Source organism: Burkholderia sp. WSM2232, assembly GCF_000472545.1.
In the GTDB taxonomy this organism is placed as follows: Bacteria; Pseudomonadota; Gammaproteobacteria; order Burkholderiales; family Burkholderiaceae; genus Paraburkholderia.
This window is the reverse complement of the sequence record NZ_AWZV01000036.1, coordinates 34,407-56,553: the sequence shown is the minus strand read 5'-3', so window position 1 is coordinate 56,553 and position 22,147 is coordinate 34,407. Positions and strand designations below refer to the sequence as shown.

General features: G+C 60.7%; 21 protein-coding genes and 1 pseudogene. 15 read left to right on the top strand and 7 right to left on the bottom strand.

Features of this window, described 5'->3' with window-relative positions:
* Positions 1 to 75: 75 nt before the first annotated feature.
* Positions 76 to 1,053, bottom strand: a complete 978-nt coding sequence (locus F757_RS0126455; protein ID WP_027214015.1) for a DMT family transporter — start codon at positions 1,051 to 1,053, stop codon at positions 76 to 78.
* 252 nt (positions 1,054 to 1,305) lie between these two features.
* Here F757_RS0126455 and guaB point away from each other — a divergent pair, with 252 nt between their 5' ends.
* From guaB to F757_RS0126400, 10 genes and pseudogenes are all read left to right on the top strand, one after another.
* Positions 1,306 to 2,766: an IMP dehydrogenase gene (gene guaB / locus F757_RS0126445; protein WP_027214014.1), complete on the top strand. Its 1,461-nt coding sequence runs from the start codon at positions 1,306 to 1,308 to the stop codon at positions 2,764 to 2,766.
* A gap of 6 nt (positions 2,767 to 2,772) precedes the next feature.
* Complete coding sequence (locus tag F757_RS0126440; protein ID WP_027214013.1) at positions 2,773 to 3,630, top strand: hypothetical protein; 858 nt, start codon at positions 2,773 to 2,775, stop codon at positions 3,628 to 3,630.
* A gap of 246 nt (positions 3,631 to 3,876) precedes the next feature.
* A complete protein-coding gene (gene guaA, locus F757_RS0126435) occupies positions 3,877 to 5,460 on the top strand; it encodes a glutamine-hydrolyzing GMP synthase (protein ID WP_027214012.1) in 1,584 nt (527 codons plus the stop codon).
* A gap of 218 nt (positions 5,461 to 5,678) precedes the next feature.
* Positions 5,679 to 6,384 (top strand): annotated as a pseudogene (locus F757_RS34145) (tyrosine-type recombinase/integrase); the annotation flags it as partial.
* Positions 6,385 to 7,158: 774 nt separating this feature from the next.
* A complete protein-coding gene (locus F757_RS0126425) occupies positions 7,159 to 8,010 on the top strand; it encodes a hypothetical protein (protein WP_027214010.1) in 852 nt (283 codons plus the stop codon).
* Between the two features lie 71 nt (positions 8,011 to 8,081).
* Positions 8,082 to 8,609 carry a carboxymuconolactone decarboxylase family protein gene (locus F757_RS0126420; protein ID WP_027214009.1) on the top strand — a complete coding sequence of 176 codons (528 nt, stop codon included), beginning with the start codon at positions 8,082 to 8,084 and terminating at the stop codon, positions 8,607 to 8,609.
* 966 nt (positions 8,610 to 9,575) lie between these two features.
* Entirely contained in the window at positions 9,576 to 10,136 is a 561-nt protein-coding gene (locus F757_RS0126415) for a carboxymuconolactone decarboxylase family protein (RefSeq protein ID WP_027214008.1), read from the top strand.
* Positions 10,137 to 10,144: 8 nt separating this feature from the next.
* Complete coding sequence (locus F757_RS0126410) at positions 10,145 to 10,414, top strand: enoyl-CoA hydratase/isomerase family protein (RefSeq protein WP_198021442.1); 270 nt, start codon at positions 10,145 to 10,147, stop codon at positions 10,412 to 10,414.
* A 53-nt stretch (positions 10,415 to 10,467) separates the two neighbouring features.
* The gene (locus tag F757_RS0126405) at positions 10,468 to 11,139 is read left to right on the top strand and encodes a peroxiredoxin-like family protein (protein ID WP_027214006.1); all 672 of its coding nucleotides are present in this window, start codon (positions 10,468 to 10,470) and stop codon (positions 11,137 to 11,139) included.
* A 90-nt stretch (positions 11,140 to 11,229) separates the two neighbouring features.
* Positions 11,230 to 11,946, top strand: a complete 717-nt coding sequence (locus F757_RS0126400; RefSeq protein WP_027214005.1) for an SDR family oxidoreductase — start codon at positions 11,230 to 11,232, stop codon at positions 11,944 to 11,946.
* On the opposite strand, the gene F757_RS0126395 is transcribed toward F757_RS0126400, so the two are convergent.
* From F757_RS0126395 to F757_RS0126365, 6 genes are all read right to left on the bottom strand, one after another.
* Positions 11,923 to 12,855: a LysR family transcriptional regulator gene (locus F757_RS0126395; protein ID WP_027214004.1), complete on the bottom strand. Its 933-nt coding sequence runs from the start codon at positions 12,853 to 12,855 to the stop codon at positions 11,923 to 11,925. The genes F757_RS0126400 and F757_RS0126395 overlap by 24 nt on opposite strands.
* A gap of 187 nt (positions 12,856 to 13,042) precedes the next feature.
* Positions 13,043 to 13,732, bottom strand: a complete 690-nt coding sequence (locus F757_RS0126390; RefSeq protein WP_027214003.1) for an SDR family NAD(P)-dependent oxidoreductase — start codon at positions 13,730 to 13,732, stop codon at positions 13,043 to 13,045.
* Between the two features lie 221 nt (positions 13,733 to 13,953).
* Entirely contained in the window at positions 13,954 to 14,190 is a 237-nt protein-coding gene (locus F757_RS37075) for a DUF3331 domain-containing protein (RefSeq protein WP_051376870.1), read from the bottom strand.
* 15 nt (positions 14,191 to 14,205) lie between these two features.
* Complete coding sequence (locus tag F757_RS0126380) at positions 14,206 to 15,063, bottom strand: alpha/beta fold hydrolase (RefSeq protein ID WP_027214002.1); 858 nt, start codon at positions 15,061 to 15,063, stop codon at positions 14,206 to 14,208.
* Between the two features lie 151 nt (positions 15,064 to 15,214).
* Entirely contained in the window at positions 15,215 to 16,222 is a 1,008-nt protein-coding gene (locus F757_RS34135) for a LysR family transcriptional regulator (RefSeq protein ID WP_332258138.1), read from the bottom strand.
* A gap of 601 nt (positions 16,223 to 16,823) precedes the next feature.
* Positions 16,824 to 17,621 carry a DeoR/GlpR family DNA-binding transcription regulator gene (locus tag F757_RS0126365; RefSeq protein WP_027214000.1) on the bottom strand — a complete coding sequence of 266 codons (798 nt, stop codon included), beginning with the start codon at positions 17,619 to 17,621 and terminating at the stop codon, positions 16,824 to 16,826.
* Between the two features lie 176 nt (positions 17,622 to 17,797).
* Here F757_RS0126365 and F757_RS0126360 point away from each other — a divergent pair, with 176 nt between their 5' ends.
* From F757_RS0126360 to F757_RS0126340, 5 genes are all read left to right on the top strand, one after another.
* Entirely contained in the window at positions 17,798 to 18,652 is an 855-nt protein-coding gene (locus tag F757_RS0126360; protein WP_027213999.1) for a transketolase, read from the top strand.
* Positions 18,645 to 19,589 carry a transketolase family protein gene (locus F757_RS0126355; RefSeq protein ID WP_027213998.1) on the top strand — a complete coding sequence of 315 codons (945 nt, stop codon included), beginning with the start codon at positions 18,645 to 18,647 and terminating at the stop codon, positions 19,587 to 19,589. Before F757_RS0126360 ends, F757_RS0126355 begins: the two co-directional genes overlap by 8 nt.
* 31 nt (positions 19,590 to 19,620) lie before the next feature.
* On the top strand, positions 19,621 to 20,418 hold the full coding sequence (locus F757_RS0126350; RefSeq protein ID WP_027213997.1) for a GolD/DthD family dehydrogenase: 798 nt from the start codon (positions 19,621 to 19,623) through the stop codon (positions 20,416 to 20,418).
* Between the two features lie 68 nt (positions 20,419 to 20,486).
* On the top strand, positions 20,487 to 21,431 hold the full coding sequence (locus tag F757_RS0126345) for a D-ribose ABC transporter substrate-binding protein (protein ID WP_027213996.1): 945 nt from the start codon (positions 20,487 to 20,489) through the stop codon (positions 21,429 to 21,431).
* A 67-nt stretch (positions 21,432 to 21,498) separates the two neighbouring features.
* Positions 21,499 to 22,134, top strand: a complete 636-nt coding sequence (locus F757_RS0126340; RefSeq protein WP_084531043.1) for a DUF2291 family protein — start codon at positions 21,499 to 21,501, stop codon at positions 22,132 to 22,134.
* Positions 22,135 to 22,147 lie beyond the last annotated feature (13 nt).

The window sequence follows — 22,147 nt, the reverse complement described above, 5'->3', positions numbered from 1 at the left end:
TTCGCCGGCGCTGGTGTTCGGCCGGGGCGCTCGCTGGTGGCCGCGAGTGGCCTCGTTACGGCGGCGTGGCGCGCCTCAGGGCGCCGACCCTTGCGCCTTTCCTCCGATTTGCGCCGTGCCGCCCGAATCGCCGTCCGCATGCTGGCGCACCGACCAGCACACACCGCCCACCAGCAACAGGATCGCGGCAATTTCCAGCGGCCGTGGCAGACGCGCGTCGTAGATGAACGCGTAGAGCAGCGCGAATAGCGTTTCGAACACGATCAGCTGCCCCGAAAGCGTGAGCGGCAACCGCTTCGAAGCGGCGTTCCACAGGCCGTTGCCAAGCCAGGACGCGCCAATCGCGAGCCCGAGATTCAACAGCCAGAAACTGTGCCAGCGGCTTGCTGCAAGTTCGCCCTGCGGGCCGCCTGCCGGCAGCGCGGCGGCGACCACCCAGAGCGCCGCGCCCAGCATGCCTGTCACCACGCCCCACAGCACGGACCACTCGTTGCCGCTGAAATGGGTCTGCCGTTGCAGATAGCGCGTGTTTTCGACCGCGAACCAGGTCCAGCAGCCGAGTGCGCCGACTGCGCAGGCAAGGCCGACGAGGCGCGTCGCGACACTGACCGAGGCGCCCTCTGCGGCAGTGAACACGTCGACATTGATGCAGCCAATGCCCGCCATGACCATGGCCAACGGCCACGCGAGGCGGGCGAGCGGCACCGCGCCGCGATCGCCGCGGCCCATCAGCGTGACCGTGACGGGCAGCACGCCGACAATCAGCGAGGCCGGCGCGATGCCGACCAGGTGGACCGCCGCCGTCAGCAGCAGGTAATACAGAAGATTGCCGGCCAGCGCGAGCTTGACGAGCGCGACGAGATCTTCGCGCGTGAGCCGCTTGACGAGCGAGCGCGCCGTGGGCAAGGCCGCCGCCAGCGAAACCACGCCGTACATGGTGTAGCGGCCGGCGGACAGCAACAGCGGCGAAAAGTCCGGCAACACGCGCGGGACCAGAAAAACCATGCCCCAAAGGGCTCCGGCGATGACGCCATATGCCACACCGCGCTGCATCGACTACTCCTGCGAGAAAAACGGGAATGAATGGTGCGCAGCGTAGCCGGTCGGGGGCGCGGGCGTCTTGTTTGATTCTGCATTCGGGCCCGAGCAAACGAAACGCGATCGAACTCAAGGCGAACCGCGAAGCGAAATCGACGGGTGGCAAGCCGCGAAAAAAAGCGCCCGAAATTCGCTAAGCTGCTGTTCGCGCAGTGAAAAGCGGGGAGGTATCGCGTATAATTCGCTTTTGCGCCTATAGGATTTGCCATGCGTCTGATCCAAACAGCACTCACGTTCGATGACGTGCTTCTCGTCCCGGCCTTCTCCGATGTTTTGCCGCGCGACACCAGCCTCAAGACCCGGCTGACCCGCAACATCTCCCTGAATATGCCGCTCGTGTCCGCCGCCATGGACACCGTCACCGAAGCCCGCCTCGCCATTGCAATGGCGCAAATGGGCGGCGTCGGCATCATCCACAAGAACCTCACGGCTGCCGAGCAGGCGCGTGAAGTTGCCAAGGTCAAGCGTTTCGAGTCCGGCGTGGTGCGCGACCCCATCACGGTGCCGCCGCAAATGAAGGTGCGCGACGTGATCGCGCTGTCGCACCAGCATGGCATTTCCGGCTTTCCGGTGGTGGAAGGCACGCAGCTGATCGGTATCGTGACCAACCGCGACCTGCGCTTCGAAGAGCGTCTGGACGAGCCGGTGCGCAACATCATGACGCCGCGCGAGCGTCTCGTGACGGTGAAAGAAGGCACCTCGCTCGCCGAGGCGAAGGCGCTCATGCACAGCCACCGCCTCGAGCGCGTGCTGGTCATCAACGACGCATTCGAGCTGCGCGGCCTGATGACGGTGAAAGACATCACCAAGCAGACCGAGCACCCGGACGCCTGTAAAGACGAGCATGGCAAGCTGCGCGCGGGCGCGGCAGTGGGCGTCGGCGCAGACAACGAAGAGCGCGTGGAGCTGCTCGTGCAGGCGGGCGTGGACGTGATCGTGGTCGACACCGCGCACGGCCACAGCAAGGGCGTGCTCGAACGCGTGCGCTGGGTCAAGCAGAACTTCCCGCATGTCGAGGTGATCGGCGGCAACATCGCCACCGCGGCGGCGGCTAAGGCGCTCGTCGAATACGGCGCAGACGGCGTGAAGGTCGGCATCGGCCCGGGCTCGATCTGCACAACGCGTATCGTTGCCGGTGTCGGCGTGCCGCAGGTTACCGCCATCGCGAACGTGTCGGAGGCGTTGCGCGGAACCGGCGTGCCGGTCATCGCCGACGGCGGCGTGCGTTTCTCGGGTGACGTCAGCAAGGCGCTCGCCGCAGGCGCGAATGCCGTGATGATGGGCAGCATGTTTGCCGGCACCGAGGAAGCGCCGGGCGACGTGTTCCTGTATCAGGGCCGCCAGTACAAGTCCTACCGTGGCATGGGCTCGGTCGGCGCGATGAAGGACGGCGCGGCGGACCGCTACTTCCAGGACAATTCGGCGAATATCGACAAGCTGGTGCCGGAAGGTATCGAAGGGCGTGTGGCCTACAAGGGCTCGGTCAACGCGATCCTGTTCCAGCTGATCGGCGGTGTGCGCGCGAGCATGGGCTACTGCGGCTGCCGCACGATCGCCGAAATGAACGAGAAGGCGGAATTCGTGCAGATCACCGGCGCGGGCTTGCGCGAGTCGCACGTGCACGACGTTCAGATCACCAAGGAAGCGCCCAACTACCACGTGGACTAAACGCCAATGAAGCCATTGCTGCGCGCTGTACTCGTCGTCGATGCGTTGTTGCTGCTCGCCTTCGGCGTGCTGTTCCTGCTGACCCCATGGACTTCGTTGTACGACGCGCTGCAGCTGGTGCAAACGCAGCCGGCTCTGGCCGGCCAGGCGTTTGGCGTTGCGCTCCTCGGGCTGGCGTGGCTTGCGCTGCATGCTGCAATCGACGGCGCGCTGACCTCGCCGGTGGCAAGAGCGGTCGGCCACGTGAACTGGCTGACCGGCGTGCTGATGCTGGTGTGGCTGCTCGGGCTGCACACGCCGGCGCTGACCGGCTTTGGGCAGATCGTCGCGGTGCTTACCGGGGTCGTGCTACTGGTACTGGGGCTGGGCGGCGTGCGTTTGTCGGGCGCGGTGCGGCGGCGTGAGAAGCTGCGCGTGGCTGAAGCCGCCGCGGCTGAGCGCGCCGACCGGCAGGCTGCCAAAGACGCCGAGAAGAACGCGGCAAACCGCGAGGCGAACCGTCGAGAGCCGGTCGTACCGGCTACGGCGGGGTTTCCGGTGTATCGCGCCGATCCGGTAACGGAACCGGCAATCGTGCCGCCGGTTGCTCCCGCTGTCGCTCCTGCTGCCGCTCCCGTCGTCGATTCGGCTGGCAAGCCTGTCGTGCCGCCCGCAACGGCTGCTCCGGCCGCGCATGCGGTGCCCACGGCGTCGCAAGCACGGCCGGTCAACCCCGCGACCTCGGCGCCATTGCATGCAAGCACGGGCGAAGCGCTGAGCCCGTCGGAGCGAGCGGCACGGGCAGAAGCCGCTGCCGCACGCGACGACGCACGCGACGCCGCCGCCGACTCGCCGCATGCGCCCCGGCCTCCGTTTCATGGTTGAGCCGCGGCGCGCCACTCGTCTGCTGAAGCAACCGCAGTCCGCGTGCGCCCGGCGCACTCGGGCCGCCACGGTGGTGGTGCGAGGCGTCGCGAACGAAGGGCTGGCAGAGTCCGGCTTCGTAAGTCGCAGCCGCGTTTCACCACTGCAAGCCCCGGCCATTCGTTGCCGCGTGGACCGCTTTGAATTCAACGCCGCGCTGTATGCGCGGCATTCCGTATCCGCTCACTTTTCATACCGTCCGCTGCCATGCACGACAAGATCCTGATTCTCGACTTCGGTTCGCAAGTCACCCAACTGATTGCACGTCGCGTTCGCGAAGCCAACGTGTATTCGGAAATCCATCCGTATGACGTCGATGCCTCGTTTATCCGCGACTTCGCGCCGAAGGGCGTGATCCTGTCCGGCGGCCCGAGCTCGGTCACCGAAACCGACACGCCGCGCGTCCCGCAGGTGGTCTTCGAGCTTGGCGTGCCGGTGCTCGGCATCTGCTACGGCATGCAGGCGATGGCCGAACAACTCGGCGGCAAGGTCGACATCGGCCATTTGCGCGAGTTCGGTTACGCCGAAGTGCGCGCGCGCAACCACACAAGTCTGCTCGAAGGCATCAGCGACTTCACGACGCCGGAAGGCCACGGCATGCTGAAGGTGTGGATGAGCCACGGCGACAAGGTGCTGGAAATGCCGCCGGGCTTCGCGCTGATGGCATCCACGGAATCGTGCCCGATCGCCGCGATGGCCGACGAGGCGCGCCGTTTCTACGGCCTGCAATGGCACCCTGAAGTCACGCACACGGTGCAAGGCCGCGCGATGCTCGAGCGTTTCGTCCTGCAAATTTGCGGCGCGAAGGCCGACTGGGAAATGGGCCATTACATCGACGAGGCGGTCGCGAAGATTCGCGAGCAGGTCGGCAACGAGCATGTGATTCTCGGCTTGTCGGGCGGCGTGGACTCTTCGGTCGCGGCGGCGCTGCTGCATCGCGCGATTGGCGATCAGCTCACGTGCGTATTCGTCGATCATGGTCTGCTGCGCCTGAACGAAGCTGAGCAGGTCATGGCTACTTTCGCGGATCACCTGGGCGTGAAGGTCATTCACGTCGATGCGAGCGACGTATTTCTGCGCAAGCTGGAAGGCGTGACCGACCCGGAAGCCAAGCGCAAGATCATCGGCGCTGAATTCGTCGAAGTGTTCCAGACAGAAGCCGGCAAGCTGACCGACGCAAAGTGGCTCGCGCAAGGCACGATCTACCCGGACGTGATCGAGTCGGCCGGCAAGGGCAAGAAGGCGACGCAGACTATCAAGAGCCACCACAACGTGGGCGGTCTGCCGGAGACGCTGAATCTGAAGCTGCTGGAGCCGCTGCGCGAACTGTTCAAGGACGAAGTGCGCGAACTGGGCGTGAAGCTTGGCTTGCCGCCGGCCATGGTGTATCGCCATCCGTTCCCGGGTCCGGGTCTGGGCGTGCGGATTCTCGGCGAAGTGAAGCGCGATTTCGCAGACTTGCTGCGTCGCGCGGACGCGATTTTCATCGAAACGCTGCGCACGTTCATCGACAAGGAAACCGGCAAGTCCTGGTACGACCTGACGAGCCAGGCGTTCGCGGTGTTTCTGCCGGTGAAGAGCGTCGGTGTAATGGGCGACGGGCGTACTTATGAGTACGTGGTCGCGTTGCGCGCGGTGCAGACGCTCGACTTCATGACCGCGCACTGGGCGCATCTGCCGCATGAGCTGCTGGGGCATGTGTCGAACCGGATCATCAATGAGGTGCGAGGGATCAACCGGGTGGTGTACGACATTTCGGGGAAGCCGCCGGCGACGATTGAGTGGGAGTGATTGAGACTGTTCCCAAGTCGTTCCGGGAGTCCGGTTTACATGTTTTTCCGTTTGAAAACACCATGTTATTGTCCGGTGTGCTCGGCTGTGATCCGGGCAATGCCTGCTGGAAATGTCGGTATCGTTGACGGTACAGACGTTTCCCCCTCGGACGGCCTTGGCCGATACCGTCAAACCAGTGACGGTATCGGCTGACGGTACACGTTCGAGGAGTCCCTATGCTCACAGACATGCAGTTGCGAGCGCTGAAGCCGGCCAATAAGATCTACAAGGTTGCCTATCAGCGCGGGCTATACGCCGCAGTGACGCCGTCAGGCGCGGTGAGCTTCCGGTACGACTACCGGGTGAATGGTCGCCGGGAAACCTTGGTTATCGGTCGGTACGATCCGTCTTTTCCGCACGAAGCCACGCAAGCGAGACGAGCTAGGATTTGGAATGGCTATTAGCCCGCCGGAAGCTCGGCTTCTACGCGATCGAGCCTACGGAGCAATCCAACGGGGAGAAAGTCCTTCACGTGCGAAAGTCGAGAAACGGGTCGAGGCGATCGAGGCACTAACGTTCGGTAAGTGGGCGGAGAGATACTTTGTAGACACTGCTCTTGCCGACTCCACACGAGCGATGCGCAAATCGGTGTACAAGCGGAATCTCCCATCGGAATTTGGCCGGCTGAAGTTAGAAGAGATCATGCCCGCACGACTGATGGCGCGCTGCGAGACGATCAAGGAGAGGGGCGCCGCGGCCCCCGCCGTGCAGGCGCGTTGACTAAAGGTGGACAATCCCGGGGAGGCCATTCGCCCGTCCGCCACCGCCAACTTCAGACCGTGCGATCCGGCACTGTCGCCTGCCGAAATCCACATGTTTTTCAGTGCGTTGGGACAGACGCCGACGATGAGTAGACTAGTCTTGAGGCCTTTTTTCAAAATCCGATTGAACAGGACGCCTTTGTACACGCCGTCACCGTATGTTCGCACTAAAAAAGCACTGTCCTGCCGAGAACGCCGTGGGTGAGCGGCCGCTCCTTCGTTTTTCCAAGGACCGCCAAGAGTCGATACTGTTGAAAAAGTCGCTGCGTGGCTTTTTCAGTTTTCCTGCACGAAAAGCGACCTCTCAGATCCGGCTACAAACCGCCGACGCACGCCCGGCCAGGGTAAGAAGACCGCCGGAAACCTCGCGACAAAGACGGCCAGCGACTTTTTCAACATATCGGTCGCGCTGCGTCAATCGGCTTTTCGAACCCATCGCTTGTAAGCGGTCGCTTGGATTTTGCTGCCCGGGAGCAGCCAGTCGGCAGCGCGTGCTCCCTAACCCGAGCGGTCTCGACACGTCACAAACTCTCACTGACCGTTTTCGAGCCTAAGTGCGACAGTTCGTAACGCTCGACGCCCCGGCAGAATGCTTCAACAACGGATTCGCGTTCGAACTCTTGCGTTAGCCTGATGCACAAATCGGGAACTTCCGAGCGGTGTCCACTGATTAGTTTGATTGCTCTTTCCTGTAGCCCGCAAACGTCTGCTTTGCGGCGAGCCGAAGGGCCCTAGCGGGTCGCTTTATGCCGATCGCATGTCGGCGTCGAGCGGCGACCGAATAGCTGTTGCGGCTATTTCATCAGACAATTGACCGGCTTCCCACGCAAACGTTAAACTGCGTGCGCGCTGACGAATTGACGCCCCAATTCACGTATTCGAATGGATCTAAGATATGCCGCAACTTGCTTTGCCGGAAATCTGCCGACGGATCTCGCTCCATCCACCGTACTTTGCGTTCCTCGATCTTCACGACCACGACACGCGCGGAGTCCACGGAACATTTCGGGCCGAGCATCAAACAGGTTATGAGCTGGGACCGGTCTGCGCTGGGGAACTCATCCGCCACCTCGCGACGCTCGGCTCGTGCGCCGCCGTACTCGATGAGACGTCAACGCCCACCTACTATCTGGGAACAAAAGGTCGTCTGAAGGTGGTCCGCAATGCATCGCCGGACGACCCGCAGGGTGAATTTCACGCGCGGTCGGAAGTGTTGTTCCAGGATAGAAAGTCACTGGTTGCGCATTCAACGGTTGCGCGTGGCCAGTACCTCGCACATTTCCATTGCGAGTACCAGGCGTTGCCCGCGCCTGTCTTTGCGCGCACGTTTCGCCATTACCACGCGTCACCCTCTTCGATTTCTAGCGACTCGCCCTACCGCGAACCCATCGAACTGGATTTCGGAATGCCGAATGACGACGTGTTAATCGCGCATAGCCGTCCGACGCCGGACGGCCGGTTCGCCGGTCACTTCCTCGAGTATCCTTCGTGGCCCGCGTCGCTTTATTGCGAGGCGGTCTCTCGCGTCGCCGGCCGACTTCTGCACTACATGCGAGATGAAGAAGTGCGCTTCACCGTGGCGCGCCTGGACATTGATGCATTGCGTCTGATGTCGGCGTCCGAGAGCGTCACGTTCCATGTGCGTTGCACGTCTGCATCGAAGCTGCTCTCACGCTACGTTTTCTGCGCCACGATACAGCGCGACGATGTGGTGGCTTCAGAAATCGAACTCGAAGTCTACGTCTGACACTCGTTCGCCAGGTGACAATGTGCCCACGCGAGCCGCAGCATCCGAATTCCTGCACAGATGGCCGAACCATGAACCGAATTGTTCTACCCGATGTCTCTGCGTTAGGTGACGACGACCGTGCTCAATATGCGCGCTTCCCGTCGAATCTCACGCGAGCGCTGTTGCGCACCGGTGGCTGCGTACGGAGCTACCTGGATATGGGCTTCGCCATGCGAACCACGCATCTCGAGCCCAGGCATTACGAACTTGTGATTCTGCGTGTGGCTGCATTGAGCGGTAGCGCCTATGAGCGCATGCAGCATCTGCCGCCGGCACGCCAGGCGGGTTGGTCCGACGAAGAAATCCATGCAATCGAGCTCGGACCTGGCGACGCACTGGACGATACTGCGCGAGCGTTGCTGGCGTTCGTCGACGAATGCGTCCGGGACGTCCGCGTGTCGACGCAAACATTCGAGCGGGCAGGAGAGTATTTCTCCGAAGGCGCGCTAGCCGACGTTACGCTGCTTACAGGCTTCTACATGATGACCGCGCGCTTTCTAGAAACCCTCGACGTCGCGTTGGACGACGCGCCGTGCGACGTGCTCATGACACGCTGAGCTCACGCCGCACGGCGGCAACCATCTGCGCATGCCTTCATCGGGATACCGGTCCGCGGTGCACGCTCATCGGCGCAACCTGCACGCTCATTGGGCAAATTGAAGGACGAGCCGCCTGCAAGAGAAAATCGCGCTAGTGACAGGCGGCAATGCCGAGATCACGGTGTAATTGAGTCGGTCCTATTCTTGGTTCGCCAGATCATCTAAGGGCGTCGGCGGCCCAAGCGTGGGATATAACAGGTCTCAAAAATCCAGTTGCGCCGCCCTCGGTCATAGACCATGCGAATGTCTCCTATTCGCGGGACAGCGGACCGGCGCCAATGCCAAAGAGTATCTCTAACGGGTCGGCGAACGTCACTTGGCGGCACCGGGTTGCGCCGCAAGAAGTGCATGCCCCCGTAGATCGCTAGCGCGCGTCGGCGCTTTGCAAGGACTTCACGTTGAATGATTTCCACGGCACATGCATCGCGGTCTAGTTTGCTAATCGGGTTGATGTAGTCGTCACGACTCGATTTGGCCGACCAGTCAATCGGCGGGGCGCCCAGCAACACCCGGATGCGCCGGCTATCCGGTAGCTGGGCATTCAGGTTCCTCACTTCGCGAAAAAGCCCTGCAAAAACCGGCCGATCTCACACATCGTGCGGTTGCGTAAGTTGACGACTCCACCGCGCTTGCAAACGAAGCAAGGTCGTCGCTTCGAACGATTGCTCATCAATTCCGTCGACTTTCGTCCGTCCCGAAGCGTGGATATATGGCGGTTCGCGGCGTCTGTCCGCCGGCTGACCAGATTAGAGGACCCTTGCGAGCCCAACCGAACCATCCACACGGCTCATGCCCGCGCGCTCCCGAACCGCATACCCACGCCTTTATGCCTCCCAGGAATGACTGTTATCGACGGAGCCTGCCTTCTTCGAACAGGCGCTGACCTTCATCATTTGCTCACCGTCAACCAACAGGACAAAAACGATGAGCAACTTCCAAACCTACACGATCGATAACGCCCCTGCCGCTTCGAAGGCCGGCCTCGAAGACACGAAGCGCGCGTTTGGCTTCGTTCCTAACCTTCAGGCACATATGGCGGAGTCGCCCGCGCTGCTCGCCGGTTATTCGGCGCTGTGGGACCTGTTCGCGAAGAGCACGCTGACGCCGCATGAACAGCAGGTCGTCTACCTGACCTCGAACTTCGAGAACAACTGCCACTACTGCATGGCCGGTCACAGCACGCTGGCAAAAATGATCAAGATGGACCCAGGCGTGATTGCCGCGCTGCGCGCCGGCACGCGGCTGCCCGATGCAAAGCTCGAAGCGCTGCATCGCTTCACCACGCTTGTGGTGCGTGAGCGTGGCTTTGTCCCGGACGCCGATGTCGACGTGTTTCTCGCCGCCGGTTACACCCGTCAGAACGTCCTCGAAGTGATTCTGGGCGTAGCGACGAAGGTGATGAGCAACTACACCAATCACATCGTCCACACCGAACTCGACAGCTTCATGGCCGGTAACGAGTGGACCAGGCCGGTTGCTGCTTAAGCAACCTCGTGCTCACGCAGCAAAAGCTCGATGCAGCAGAAGCGAAATCGCTGGGCGGGGTCAAGGAAATCGTGCCTGCGCATCAGTTGCTGGAGCGCGCGCACGCAATTGCCGCGACGATCGCAAAGCAGCCGCCGCTCACCGCCAAATACACGCGCATCGGACTGACACAGCGTCTGCGTCGCGTGATCGACGAAGGCATCGGCTATGGCCTCGCGCTCGAAGGCATCACTGCGGCGGGAGTGGCGCGCATTGCAGCCGCGCAGAACGCAGCCTGAATCCGCGGCCAGCAGTTCCTCGAATTCACTATTTCTCCCAAGGAGAACAAATCATGTCACTGCAAGACAAACTCGACGCATTCCGGGCCGACTTCAAGGCGGGCAAACCGCCGTTCAACGCACCGTCGGAGATTCATCCGGTGATGGAACGTGCCACGGCAGAACTGATAGCAAGCGGACAGGCGGCACGCGCAATCAAGGCGGGGGACCGCGCGCCGCATTTCAACCTGAAAGATCAGGACGGCAACGACGTGTCCTCCGCTGCGTTGCTGGGGAAGGGCCCGCTCGTCGTGACGTTCTATCGCGGCGTCTGGTGTCCTTACTGCAATATCGAATTGCAGGCGATCAACGAAGTGCTGCCGGAGATCCAGGCCTATGGCGCAAATGTCGTGGCACTCTCGCCGCAAACGCCGGTCAATAGCCGAAAATCAGTGCGCACCAACGAACTGGGCTTCCCGGTGCTGAGCGATGTGAACGGCCGGACCGCTGCGGACTTCGGACTGCGCTTTGCACTGCCCGACTATCTGGTCGAGTTGTACAAGAGCCTGAAGAACGATCTGCCGACGTTCAACAACGACCCTGGCTGGACCTTGCCGATGCCGGCGCGCTACGTCATCGGACAGGATGGAATCGTGCTGTATTCGGAGGTCAACCCGGATTACACACGTCGTCCTGACCCCTCAGACATGTTTCCAGTGCTGGAAAAGGCGACGGCCAGCGCCTGAGCCTGAGCGCTCGACGCTAGGCAATCACTACGCCGCGCCGGAGAGTCCGGCACGGCTTTTTGCTTCCATGCGGTTCGTAAAGGAAATTTGATGACACAACGTACGTTTCTCGTAACCGGCGCGACCAAGGGCATCGGGCTCGCGTTGACCAGACAGCTGATTGCCGCTGGCCACCACGTGGTCGGCCTCGCACGCGAAGCAAGCGATTTTCCGGGCGAACTGGTCCGCGTGGATCTGGCCGACCGTGCCGCAACCGGTGCGGCGCTCGAGGACCTCGTGCGACGTCACGCATTCGATGGTGTAGTCAACAACGTTGCGCTGGTCCGACCGCAGCGACTGGGTGAAGTCGCAATAAACGATCTCGACGACGTTCTCGCGCTGAATCTTCATCCTGCCGTCCAGACCGTGCAGGCGTTGCTTCCGGGCATGCGCGAACGCGCCTGGGGACGCGTCGTGAACATTTCCAGTCTGACGATTCTAGGCATGACGCAGCGCACCGCCTACGCAGCGGCAAAAGCAGCACTCGTAAGTTTCGCGCGTTCCTGGGCGCTAGAGCTGGCCGGCACGGGTATAACGGTGAACGCCGTCGCGCCTGGTCCGACCGAGACCGAGCTGTTCCGCGCGAACAACCCACCTGGAAGCGAGGGCGAGCGGCGCTATCTGTCGGCAGTCCCCATGGGCCGCCTCGGCAAGCCCGACGAAATTGCCGGGACAATCGCGTTTCTGGTTTCTGATGTAGCCGCCTTCATGACCGGTCAGACGCTGTACATAGACGGTGGTGCGTCAATCGGCAAGCTCGGGTTCTGACGATGTGCCTTCCTTGCCGGCAGATGTGACGCCCAGTACTTCCTCCACGAAGGTAACGAAGGCGCGTGCCTTCGCACTCACCAGGCGTCCGGCAGGGAAGACCGCCCAAAGGTCGATGGGGGGCAATTCCCAGTCGGTCAGCACCGCCTTGACAGTACCATCGGCAAGTTCCGGAGAAAACATCCATTCCGACGCGATCGCGAGGCCCATGCCCCCGAGCACCGTTGTGCGAATGCCCTCGGCGGCGCTGACACTGACGCGACCGGACACGACCACTGCTACTTCCTTGCCATTCTGGCTGAACGCCCACGATTCGCCCCCGCCGCGCAACGAATAAACCACGGCCTGGTGCTGACTCAAATCCGCGGGCGATTTCGGCACGCCTGCTTCCGCGAAGTAGCCGGGTGTGCCGACGACCAGCCTGCGGCCCCGCGCAATGCGACGAGCGGTCATAGTCGAATCGTCGAGCGAACCCATGCGCAACGCAACGTCCACGCCTTTTTCAAGCAGGTCGATGGTGCGATCGTCCAGCACGATATCGATCTGAAGATTGGGGTGGGCGTCCAGAAAGCTCTTGAGCGCAGGCAGGATGTGCAGCCGCGCAAAGGTCACCGCGGCGCCGATGCGCAGCACGCCCGACAGTCCGGTGGACGCGTCGCGCACCACCTGTTCAGCAAGATCCACTTCTTCGATAGCACGCCTTGCGTGCTCGTAGAAGCGCTGACCCGCATCGGTGGGTGTCAGGCCGCGTGTCGATCGAAAAAGCAGCCGCACGCCCAGTCGGTCCTCGAGTTGCGCGATCGACTTTGATACGGCCGGCTGGCCGAGTTTGAGCCGCTTTGCGGCTGCCGAGAACGAGCCTGCCTCAACGACGCAGACGTACGTTTCCATTGCTGCCATCCGGTCCATGGCGCTGCTTCTCCTTGAAGGACCGCAAAGTCCTTGTCGTGGCTGAGATGTTTCAAGCCCGAAGTCTATCGCGTCGGAACACGGTCAATGAGACTGGTGTTCACGAGCGGTCTGTGCAATTTGCACATTCCGCGGAAACGATCAGCAGAGATGAAGGAACGTTCATTTGACCGTGAAGCAGCGCAGCTCACCAGGGTATGGACTTGTTGTAGCGATCCGTGAAGCGCAGACCCGGAACCCCGAAGTTCGCCTCGATCATGTCCACCACCAGCGGAATACTTTCCGAAACATCCAGCGTCGCATTGCTGCCGCCCATGTCCGTTCGAACCCAGCCCGGCGCAACAAGAAGGAGGGCGCGCTTGTCTCGAGGGTGACGCTGCGAGAAGGCTTTCATTAACATGTTCAAGGCTGCCTTGCTCGAACTGTATAGTTCCCAGAATCCAGTGGAGTTTTCAATGCTTCCGATCTCGGATGACATCACAGCAATTACACCGTTCTCCGCGACCAGGTTGTGGAACATTTCGACGATCCTCATTGGACTGAGCGCATTGGTGAGCATCATGTCCAGATAGTCGCTTTCGTCCACCTGCAGCGGTGTGAGTTCGTTTGCCTTGCAAACGCCGGCGTTGACAAACAACACATCGAGCTTGCGACCATCGAGGCGCTCGTACAGGGCCCTTACCGATTTCAGGTCCACTACATCTACGGTCTCGGTGGTCACTCTTCCCGGACATTGCGCTTCCAGTTCTGCCAGCTGTGGAGACGATCCTCGCGACGTGGCGATAACGTCGTACCGGCGTCCACTGAACTCCGATGCAAGTGCCAGGCCGAGTCCGCGGGATGCACCAATGATCAGTGCAGTTTTGTCAGTTGCCATCGAATTTGCACTCCTTAAAGAAAAGAGTAGCCCTGTCTCGTCTCATGGAAACAACGAGACCAGGTTGTGCGCGCTTGACGTCAAGTTACCGGCCACACGACGTCGAGTCCAGAGCGTTGCCGTCATTGCAGAAATGACTAGCCGACATGCTCCAGTCCACTCGACGCAACGCGGCTACCGAGTGCGCGAGCGGGCACATGACCGCTCGCCGCACTGGCCGGTTAGCTTGCTTCCACCTCGCACAGCGCCGAGGCAAAAATCATCGCAGCGCCATTGAGCGGGCTGGGACGACTGCGCGCTGGCTGGTACATCAGGTCGCCCCGCCTGATCGCGCCGGCGCTTATAGCGCAGACGCCGCTGCTGCGCGCGGGCGGCACATGTCCGAAGTCGTTGCCATACGAGCCTCGTGCCGGATTGCGCGAGGCGCTGGCGAGCGACGACGTCCCGCCGATATGCACTCGGTCCGCGTCGACTCAAACGGCTTTTATAAAATCAACAACGGCATCCGCGATTTCCCGCGCGTGCGTCTCAAGCGCGAAGTGCCCGGTGTCGAGAAAACGTACTCGTGCGTTCGGCAGGTCACGCTTGTAGGCCTCTGCGCCTGGCGGGAGGAAGAACGGATCGTTCTTGCCCCAGATGGCCATTAGCGGCGGCTGATGCTCGCGGAAATACTTCTGGAATGCCGGATAAAGAGCGACATTGCTCGCATAGTCCCCGAAGAGGTCGAGTTGGATCTCGTCACGTTCGGGGCGGCCGAGATAGAAAGCGTCGAGGCCGTAGCCGTCCGGCGAAATCTGTGCCGGGTCACTGACGCCGTGCTCGTATTGCCAACGGATCGACGCGGGCGTCAGCAGTTCACGCAATGCCTGACGGTTGGCATTACTTGGTTCTCTCCAATAGCGCTGAATGGAATTCCAGCCCTCGGACAGACCCTCTTCGTACGCATTTCCGTTTTGCGAGACGATTGCCGTCACGCGTTCGGGATGGGCCATGGCCAAGCGAAAGCCCGTCGGCGCACCGTAGTCGAAGACATACAGCGCATAGCGTGCCATGCCGATGACTTCTGTAAAGCGATCCATTACCTTGGCGAGGTTGTCAAAGGTATAGGCGAACTGCGCACGCGACGGTTGCGCCGACAGCCCAAACCCCGGCAGATCGGGTGCCACGACGTGAAAGTGCCCGGAAAGCATCGGAATCAAATCGCGATACATGTGGCTCGAACTCGGAAAGCCGTGCAAGAGCAACAGACCCGGCAGGGAAGGTTGGCCTGCCTCACGATAGAACACTTCAAAGCCGTCAACGTTGGCGGTGCGGTAGCTGATGGATGCCATGGTATTTGCCTCGGGAATGTGTGAATGCACCGTCCCGCTTTTGATGCTGACGAGCGGCGGTGCGGTGAGGCCAATCATCGCCTGACCGGTGCACTTCGATAACCCGGCAAAAGAAAGAACCAGCCTTCCGTTGAGCGGAAGGCTTGTAGCGCTACGAAGCGCCGGCAAGACCCGAGCCGTCGGGCCCGACGGCGGGCCTGGCGGCTGCAATATGCGCGAGTCGCTCGCGAAAAAGCGGCGTTGCAAAGTCGAGAAAGCGTCGCAACTTCAATGGCATGTGACCGCGCGAAGCGTGTAAGAGGTGAACGGGTGCTGCGTCAGGCTCGAACTCTTCGAGGATCAGTTGGAGATCGCTTGCCTCGACGGCATCGAACACCTGATAGTGCAGCAACTGGGTCACGCCAACGCCTCTGACTGCGGCCTCTGATGCAGCGGAGGCTGTCGAAACGACTAGTCTCGCAAGAATCGGCACATCCACGGTCGCGGTCCGGGTGCCGGATTTTAGCCTCCACGCTGGAAAGGGCTGGGGGGTGTCCACGGTCACACACGGGATAGCGGAGAGATCTTCTGGTCGTTTCGGAGTGCCGTGGCTCTTGAGGAATCGAGGGCTGGCAGCCGTCACCATGCGCATGACGCCGATCGGCGTCGCAAACATTGAACTGTCGGGTAGCCGCCCAATGCGAATTGCCACGTCGACGTGATCGCCGACCAGGTCGACGTTCCGGTCGATCAGCACTAACTTGACCGTGATAGCTGGAAAGGTGGCGAGAAAGTCCGCCACGATCGGCAATACGTGAAGACGCCCAAACATGAGCGGAGCTGTGATGACCAGTTCGCCTTTGGGAGCCGTGAACTCGCCGCTTGCCTGTCGCTCTGCTTCTTCCACCTGATCGAGAATGCGGCGGGCCGCCTCCAGATATGCGATCCCAGCATCCGTCAATGTCAGCTTTCGCGTGCTACGGACAAGCAAGCGGCTGCCGATCAGTGCCTCAAGGTCCGAAATTTTGCGGCTGAGCGTCGCAAGCGGCACGCGCGACGATCTGGCGGCTGCGGACAGACTGCCGTGCTCCACCGCCAGTATCAGGAAAGACATCGCTTCTAACCGATCCATCGAATGTTCCAGTTCTTCGCGTACAAGTAGTGTCCGATGGATTTTCACACGAAATCTCGCGGCCTGGACGGGCGATCTCCGTTGCCGGAAGTCTCATTCGGACGACGTGTCGAACGCAAACGCCGGCCATGTGCGCGGCGTAGAAAGAAGGCAGGTTGTTACAGGCCAGAGGCAGCGCAAACGATTCGAAATTGGGCGCGTGTGACTGCTGATGATCGCGATCCGGCTCCGCGTTGAACTGTTACTTCCGGTAGCGGAAGCCTCGCATGACGGTTGCACGACCCTATCCACGTGGCCAGGCACGCCTGTTATGCCGCAGGGCTTCTCTCGTATGACGGTCCGGGGCAAGAAGGCGATTGGTCGCGGCCGACGCCTGTTCCGGCCAGGCATATGCGACCATGTTCGCAAGTTCGTCAGTGGCCTGTGCGGTCGCCTTCATCCAGTTCGAAAAGATCTCGGGCTCCGTCGGGCCGGGCAGCACCGCATTGATCGTGACGCCCGTGCCGGCGACGAGTTCGGCTAGCCCCCGCTTGCGGATCGATATCGGGACGACACACCTTCATCCAGACGCGGTCATGGACAGCGGACGCAAACCTGCGATCAGAGCGAGGTAACGCAAATAAGCATGCTAGCCCTCGTTGTGCCTGCATTAGCCCGCAAACTGATTGGGCTTGCCTTCGGCGTAGATGATCTGCGTGCCGTTGCCGGCGAGCCACTTCGCGAAATCCTCGCCCAAGCCTTCGTCGGTGACCAGGTAGTCAATCCTGTCCATCGCACCAAATGCCGCGAACTCACGTTTTCCGAACTTCCTGGAGTCGGCGAGAAGGTAGACCGTTTTCGCCGCATCGATCATCGCCCGTTTCACATGCAGGTCGATGAAGTCGGGGTAGGAGATACCCGACTCTTTCGAGACGCCACCGGCAGCGAGGAACAGCTTGTCGACGAACATTCCCTGGAAAAACGCCGACGCCTTTTCTCCCGAAACTGCGATCGTCTCCGGCTTGAACTCTCCACCTGTCAGCATGATCCGGTTGGTTGGCTCAGCGCCGAGGATGATCGCGATGTTCAGCGCGTTCGTCACGATCCGCAGGTTCTGCCGGTCAAGCAGGTTCTTTGCGAGTTCCGTCGTTGTCGCACCGCAATCCAGGATCAGGGAGTCGCCGTTCTGGATAAGCGTCGCGGCCATCCGGCCGATCATTGCCTTCTCGGGACTCGTTGGGAGAACGTTGGCACGATCGACAAGAGGCCGGGCTGAATTGGACTGAGACGTAACCAGGCGGACGTTCCCGTGAACGCGTTCCACGCGTCCAAGCTTCTGTAACTCATCGATGTCTTTTCGAATGGTTGGCATGGAAACGCCAAACTCGCTGGAAAGCTCCGAAAGCTTGACCAGCTTGGCAGCCTGCACCTTTTCGAAAATCTTTTCTGTTCTTGTCCGTTGGTCCATTTGCTCATCCCGCGAAGCGTCTGCGCGGCCTCGCCACGTCAGCCGATATTGTGCCCTAAACCGCCACCTTGTGGTCCGCCCAGGGGTTTTCCCTCTTTCTGTGTATTTCCCTTTGACTTTCTAACGAAAGTAACAGAAACTGAATTTCAAGCAAACAGGAAGTGCGGGAGCTGTGAATGGAAAACCCTTACAGGCAGTCGGGAGACGCCCTCCATCGGCGGGCGCAGGAAATCCGTAAAAAGATCTGTGTGATGAATTCCGCTGCCAGGAGCGGCCACACGGGCGGTGACATGTCCGAGGCAGACGTGCTCGCGGCGCTTTACTTCCACGTGCTCCGCTATGAGGTGCAAGCTGACCGGACGGTTAAATGGCAGGATGAATTCGTCCTCAGCAAAGGGCACGGCGTGGGTGGACTCTATGCCTGCTTTGCTGAACTTGGCTGGCTTTCTGACGATGAGCTGCTCACTTATCTGAAAGACGACTCGCGCCTGCCGGGGCATCCGGTGCGGCAGAAACTGCCGTCCTTCGTGACCGTCAACACGGGCGGTCTGGGGCATGGATTTCCTATCGCGGCAGGACTCGCCATGGCAAAGCAGCGTCATGCCAGCAACACGGAACGCTCACCCGGCCGAGTCTTCGTTCTCACGGGCGACGGCGAGCTCGAAGAGGGCTCGAACTGGGAAGCTGCGATGGCTGCGGCACATTTCGAACTGGCGAATCTGGTTGTGATCGTGGACCGCAACCGTCTGCAGCTCGCGGACTTCACCCACAACATCATGGATATGGATCCGCTCGACGAGAAATTCCGGGCTTTCGGTTTCGAGGTACATGACGTCAACGGCAACCAGGCAGATGCAATTTGGAAACTAATCGAAAGTCTGGACTACGGAAATGCAAAGCCAAAGGTCCTCATCGCCCACACGATCAAGGGCCGCGGCGTGTCGTTTATGGAGAACGTACCCGCATGGCATCACAAGTTCCCGGACGAAAAGCAACTGCAACAGGCATTGGAGGAACTGGATCATGCGTGAGTACGCCGATTTGCGGGACGGGGCGGTCAGCGCGCTCGGACGGTTAACGGCGCAGGGCCGGGATATCCTTGTGATGGTCGCGGACTCGACGTCCACTTCCAAAATCAACCCGTTCCTCGAAACCTACCCCGAACGGGTCATCAATGTGGGTATCGCCGAGCAGAACATGGTCGGCATGGCTGCCGGACTTGCGTTGGGCGGACATGTCGTCTTCACCGCCAATGCTGCACCGTTCCTCGTGGCCCGCGCTAACGAGCAGGTCAAGAATGACGTCTGCTACAGCGCGACGAACGTGAAGATGCTTGGTCTGAACGCCGGCGTGGCCTATGGTCCGCTCGCGTCGACGCATCACGCGATCGACGACATCTCGATCATGAGCGGATTCGGGAATGTGCAGATTCTCGCGCCCTGCGACGAGGTCGAGGTCGTGCAGATGATCGAATACGCTGCGGCCGTCGAGGGGCCGGTGTACATCCGGCTCGACAACGCAAAGTTTCCCATCGTGCACGACGCCAATTACCGGTTCCAGCCAGGCCGCCCGGACGTGGTGATTCAGGGCAGCCGAGTCGCCGTGATTGCGTTGGGTTCGGTGGTCGGCGAAGCGCTGGATGCATGTGAGTCCGTGAAGGCACAGCACAACATCGCCCCGACGCTCGTCAACCTCTCTTCGATCCGGCCGCTCGATCAGGACGCGCTCGCGAAGATCATTGCGGCTCATGACTCTGTCGTCACAGTCGAAGAGCATTCGCTTCACGGCGGCATCGGTGCGGTCACCGCGGTCCTCATGGCGCGACGTCAGCTTGCGAAACCGCTCACCATGCTCGGAATCGCTGAAGGCGAGTTCGCAAAATACGGCACACGTAAAGGCATCCGGCGCCACTACGGCATTGACGCAGAAGGCATTGCAAAAGCGATCCGCGCGCAGTGCGCGCATTGAACAGATAGCAAAGATTCAAGGAGACACGGGAATGGCAATTCAGTATGACATGTCGCTGCGTCACGGCGTCGACTTTGACTTCCGGCTCGACGGCAAGATCGCGGTCGTGACGGGTGGCCTGGGTGGTATCGCGATGGCCACGAATGCAGCGCTTATCGCAAAGGGTGCTCGCGTCGCGATTTTCTATCCCAGCTTCGAAGAACCGCGTGTGCGCGCTGCGATAGAAGAACTCGGGACGGCAAACGCCGCCGCATTTCCGTGTGACGTCGCGAACGAGGCCGATGTCGAGAAGGCGATGAAAGCAGCGCGTGATCACTTCGGCGATCTGCATCTTCTGGTCAATGCTGCCGGCTGCATCACGCTTACGAGCGCTGAGGACATCAGCGTGGACGAGTGGCAAAAGCAGATTGGGGTGAACCTCACCGGCCCGTTCCTGTGCTCGAAGCACTTCGCCCGGCACGTTCTTTCGAGCGGTCACGGCGGCAAGGTGGTCAACATCGCTTCACAGGCCGCTACTGTGGCGATCGACAAGCATTGCGCGTACACGTCGGCGAAGGCCGGACTGATCGGAATGACGAAGGTGCTTGCCAAGGAGTGGGCCCTGCGTGGGATTACGGTCAATACCGTTTCGCCTACCGTCGTACTCACCCCGATGGGTGCAGCCGCCTGGGAGGGCGAAAAGGGAGAAGCGATGAAGAAGCAGATCCCTGTCGGCCGCTTTGCGTACACGGACGAAATCGCCGCAGCAATCCTGTTCCTGCTCTCGAACGGAGCGGACATGATTACTGGCGCCGACATCATGATCGACGGCGGATACACGATTTGCTGACGGCACTTTGAGCGCAGCCGCCCGAGGGCTGCAACACGTTGAGAAAGAGACCAATCCGGAGACAAAAAATGCTGAAGAAATTTGCACTTGCTGCTGCCGTCGCTGCCTCGTTCGCAGCAGTTCATTGCGTCGATGCGCTCGCCGCTTCCAAAGGAACCATCGCAATCCTGGTCAATGCTCTCGATAACCCGTACTACGCGGCAGAAGCGAAGGGCGCTGATACTGAGGCCAGGAAGCTCGGCTACGACACGATCGTGCTGTCGCACGGCGAGGACGTGAACAAGCAGAACGAACTGGTCAACCTGGTGATCGGCAAGGGCGTCAAGGGCATCATCCTCGACAATGCGGACTCGAATAGCAGCGTCGCTACCGTTCGAACCGCCCAGGAAAAGAAGATACCTGTCGTCCTGATCAATCGCGAAATCCCGAAGGATGGCATCGCGATCGCGCAACTGAGTCACAACAACCTGCAGGCTGGAACCGAGGTCGCACAGAAGTTCGTGGAAGCGATCGGCGAGAAGGGCGAATACGTCGAGTTGACCTGCAATCAGGCCGACAAGAATTGCGTGACGCGCTCGCAGGCCTTCCACCAGGTGCTCGATCAATACCCTGATCTGAAGATGGTCGCCCGCCAGGACGCCAAGGGTGCGCTTCTGCCTGGCAAGCAGGCAATGGATTCGATCCTGCAGGAACACCCGAACATCAAGGGCGTGATTTGCGGTAACGGTCCTGTCGCCCTCGGCGCTATCGCATCGCTCGAATCGGCCGGCAAGAAGAACGTTGTGGTGATGGGTATCGATGGCAGCAACGATGAGCGCGATTCGCTCCTTCAGGGCAAGCTGAAGGCGAGCGTCATGTTGCAGGCGCAAGGCATCGCGATCCACGGGGTCGACCTGCTCGACAAGTACATCACAACCGGCAAGACCGGAGAAGCGGAGCGTCAACTTACGCGCGGCATCCTTATCACGAAGGACAACGCTTCGCACGTAAAAGACTTCTATTACACCAAGTAATTGCGGCGGTGTTAGAGCGGGTGCAGCGAGTGCTGCGCCTGTAGAAGTCTTGTCAAGAGAGGTTGTTATGGTTTCTTCCCTATCTGCAGCCCGGTTGACGATGGTTGTTCTCGGCGTCGTTTCAATTGCCGGGTGTCACGTTGTGACGGATACCGAACTGGCACAGATTCGCAGTCAGGGGCAGCATCAGGGCCCTGATGCAGAAAAGATCCTGAACGAACAACTGATCCCCTATGCGGACAAGAATGCCAAGCCGGCTGCGCAGGTGATCGGCGCTGCCGGTCAGAACTTCGATAGCGCGTGCAAGGAGTACGGTTTCCGCCAAAGCACGGCTTTCCCATGCAACTTCTGGATTCGCGTGCAAGGCAAGGTCGTCAAGGTTGACGATTCATCGCGCGTTGGAAAGGCATATGTAGACGTCACGCCTTCGTCCGGCGGTGATCCGGTGCACATCGCGCTCGAGACCGGCCCAGTGGTGATCGGCACCGGCGTTCGCGACGGGTTTCCAGGCGTCAAGTACAGTGACTTTGACGATCAGACGCGCTTCGCCGTATTTGGGCAGGATCTGAACAAGCTCGTTGTCGCGCGAGCGCAAAAATCGCTCAGGCTCAAGGTCGGTGACACGGTCGACGTCGCTGCGGTTTACAGCAGCTGGAGCGAGCCGACGGGTGAAATCCGCGCAATTCCGGTGGCCTGGAAATGAACGACTCCCGAAC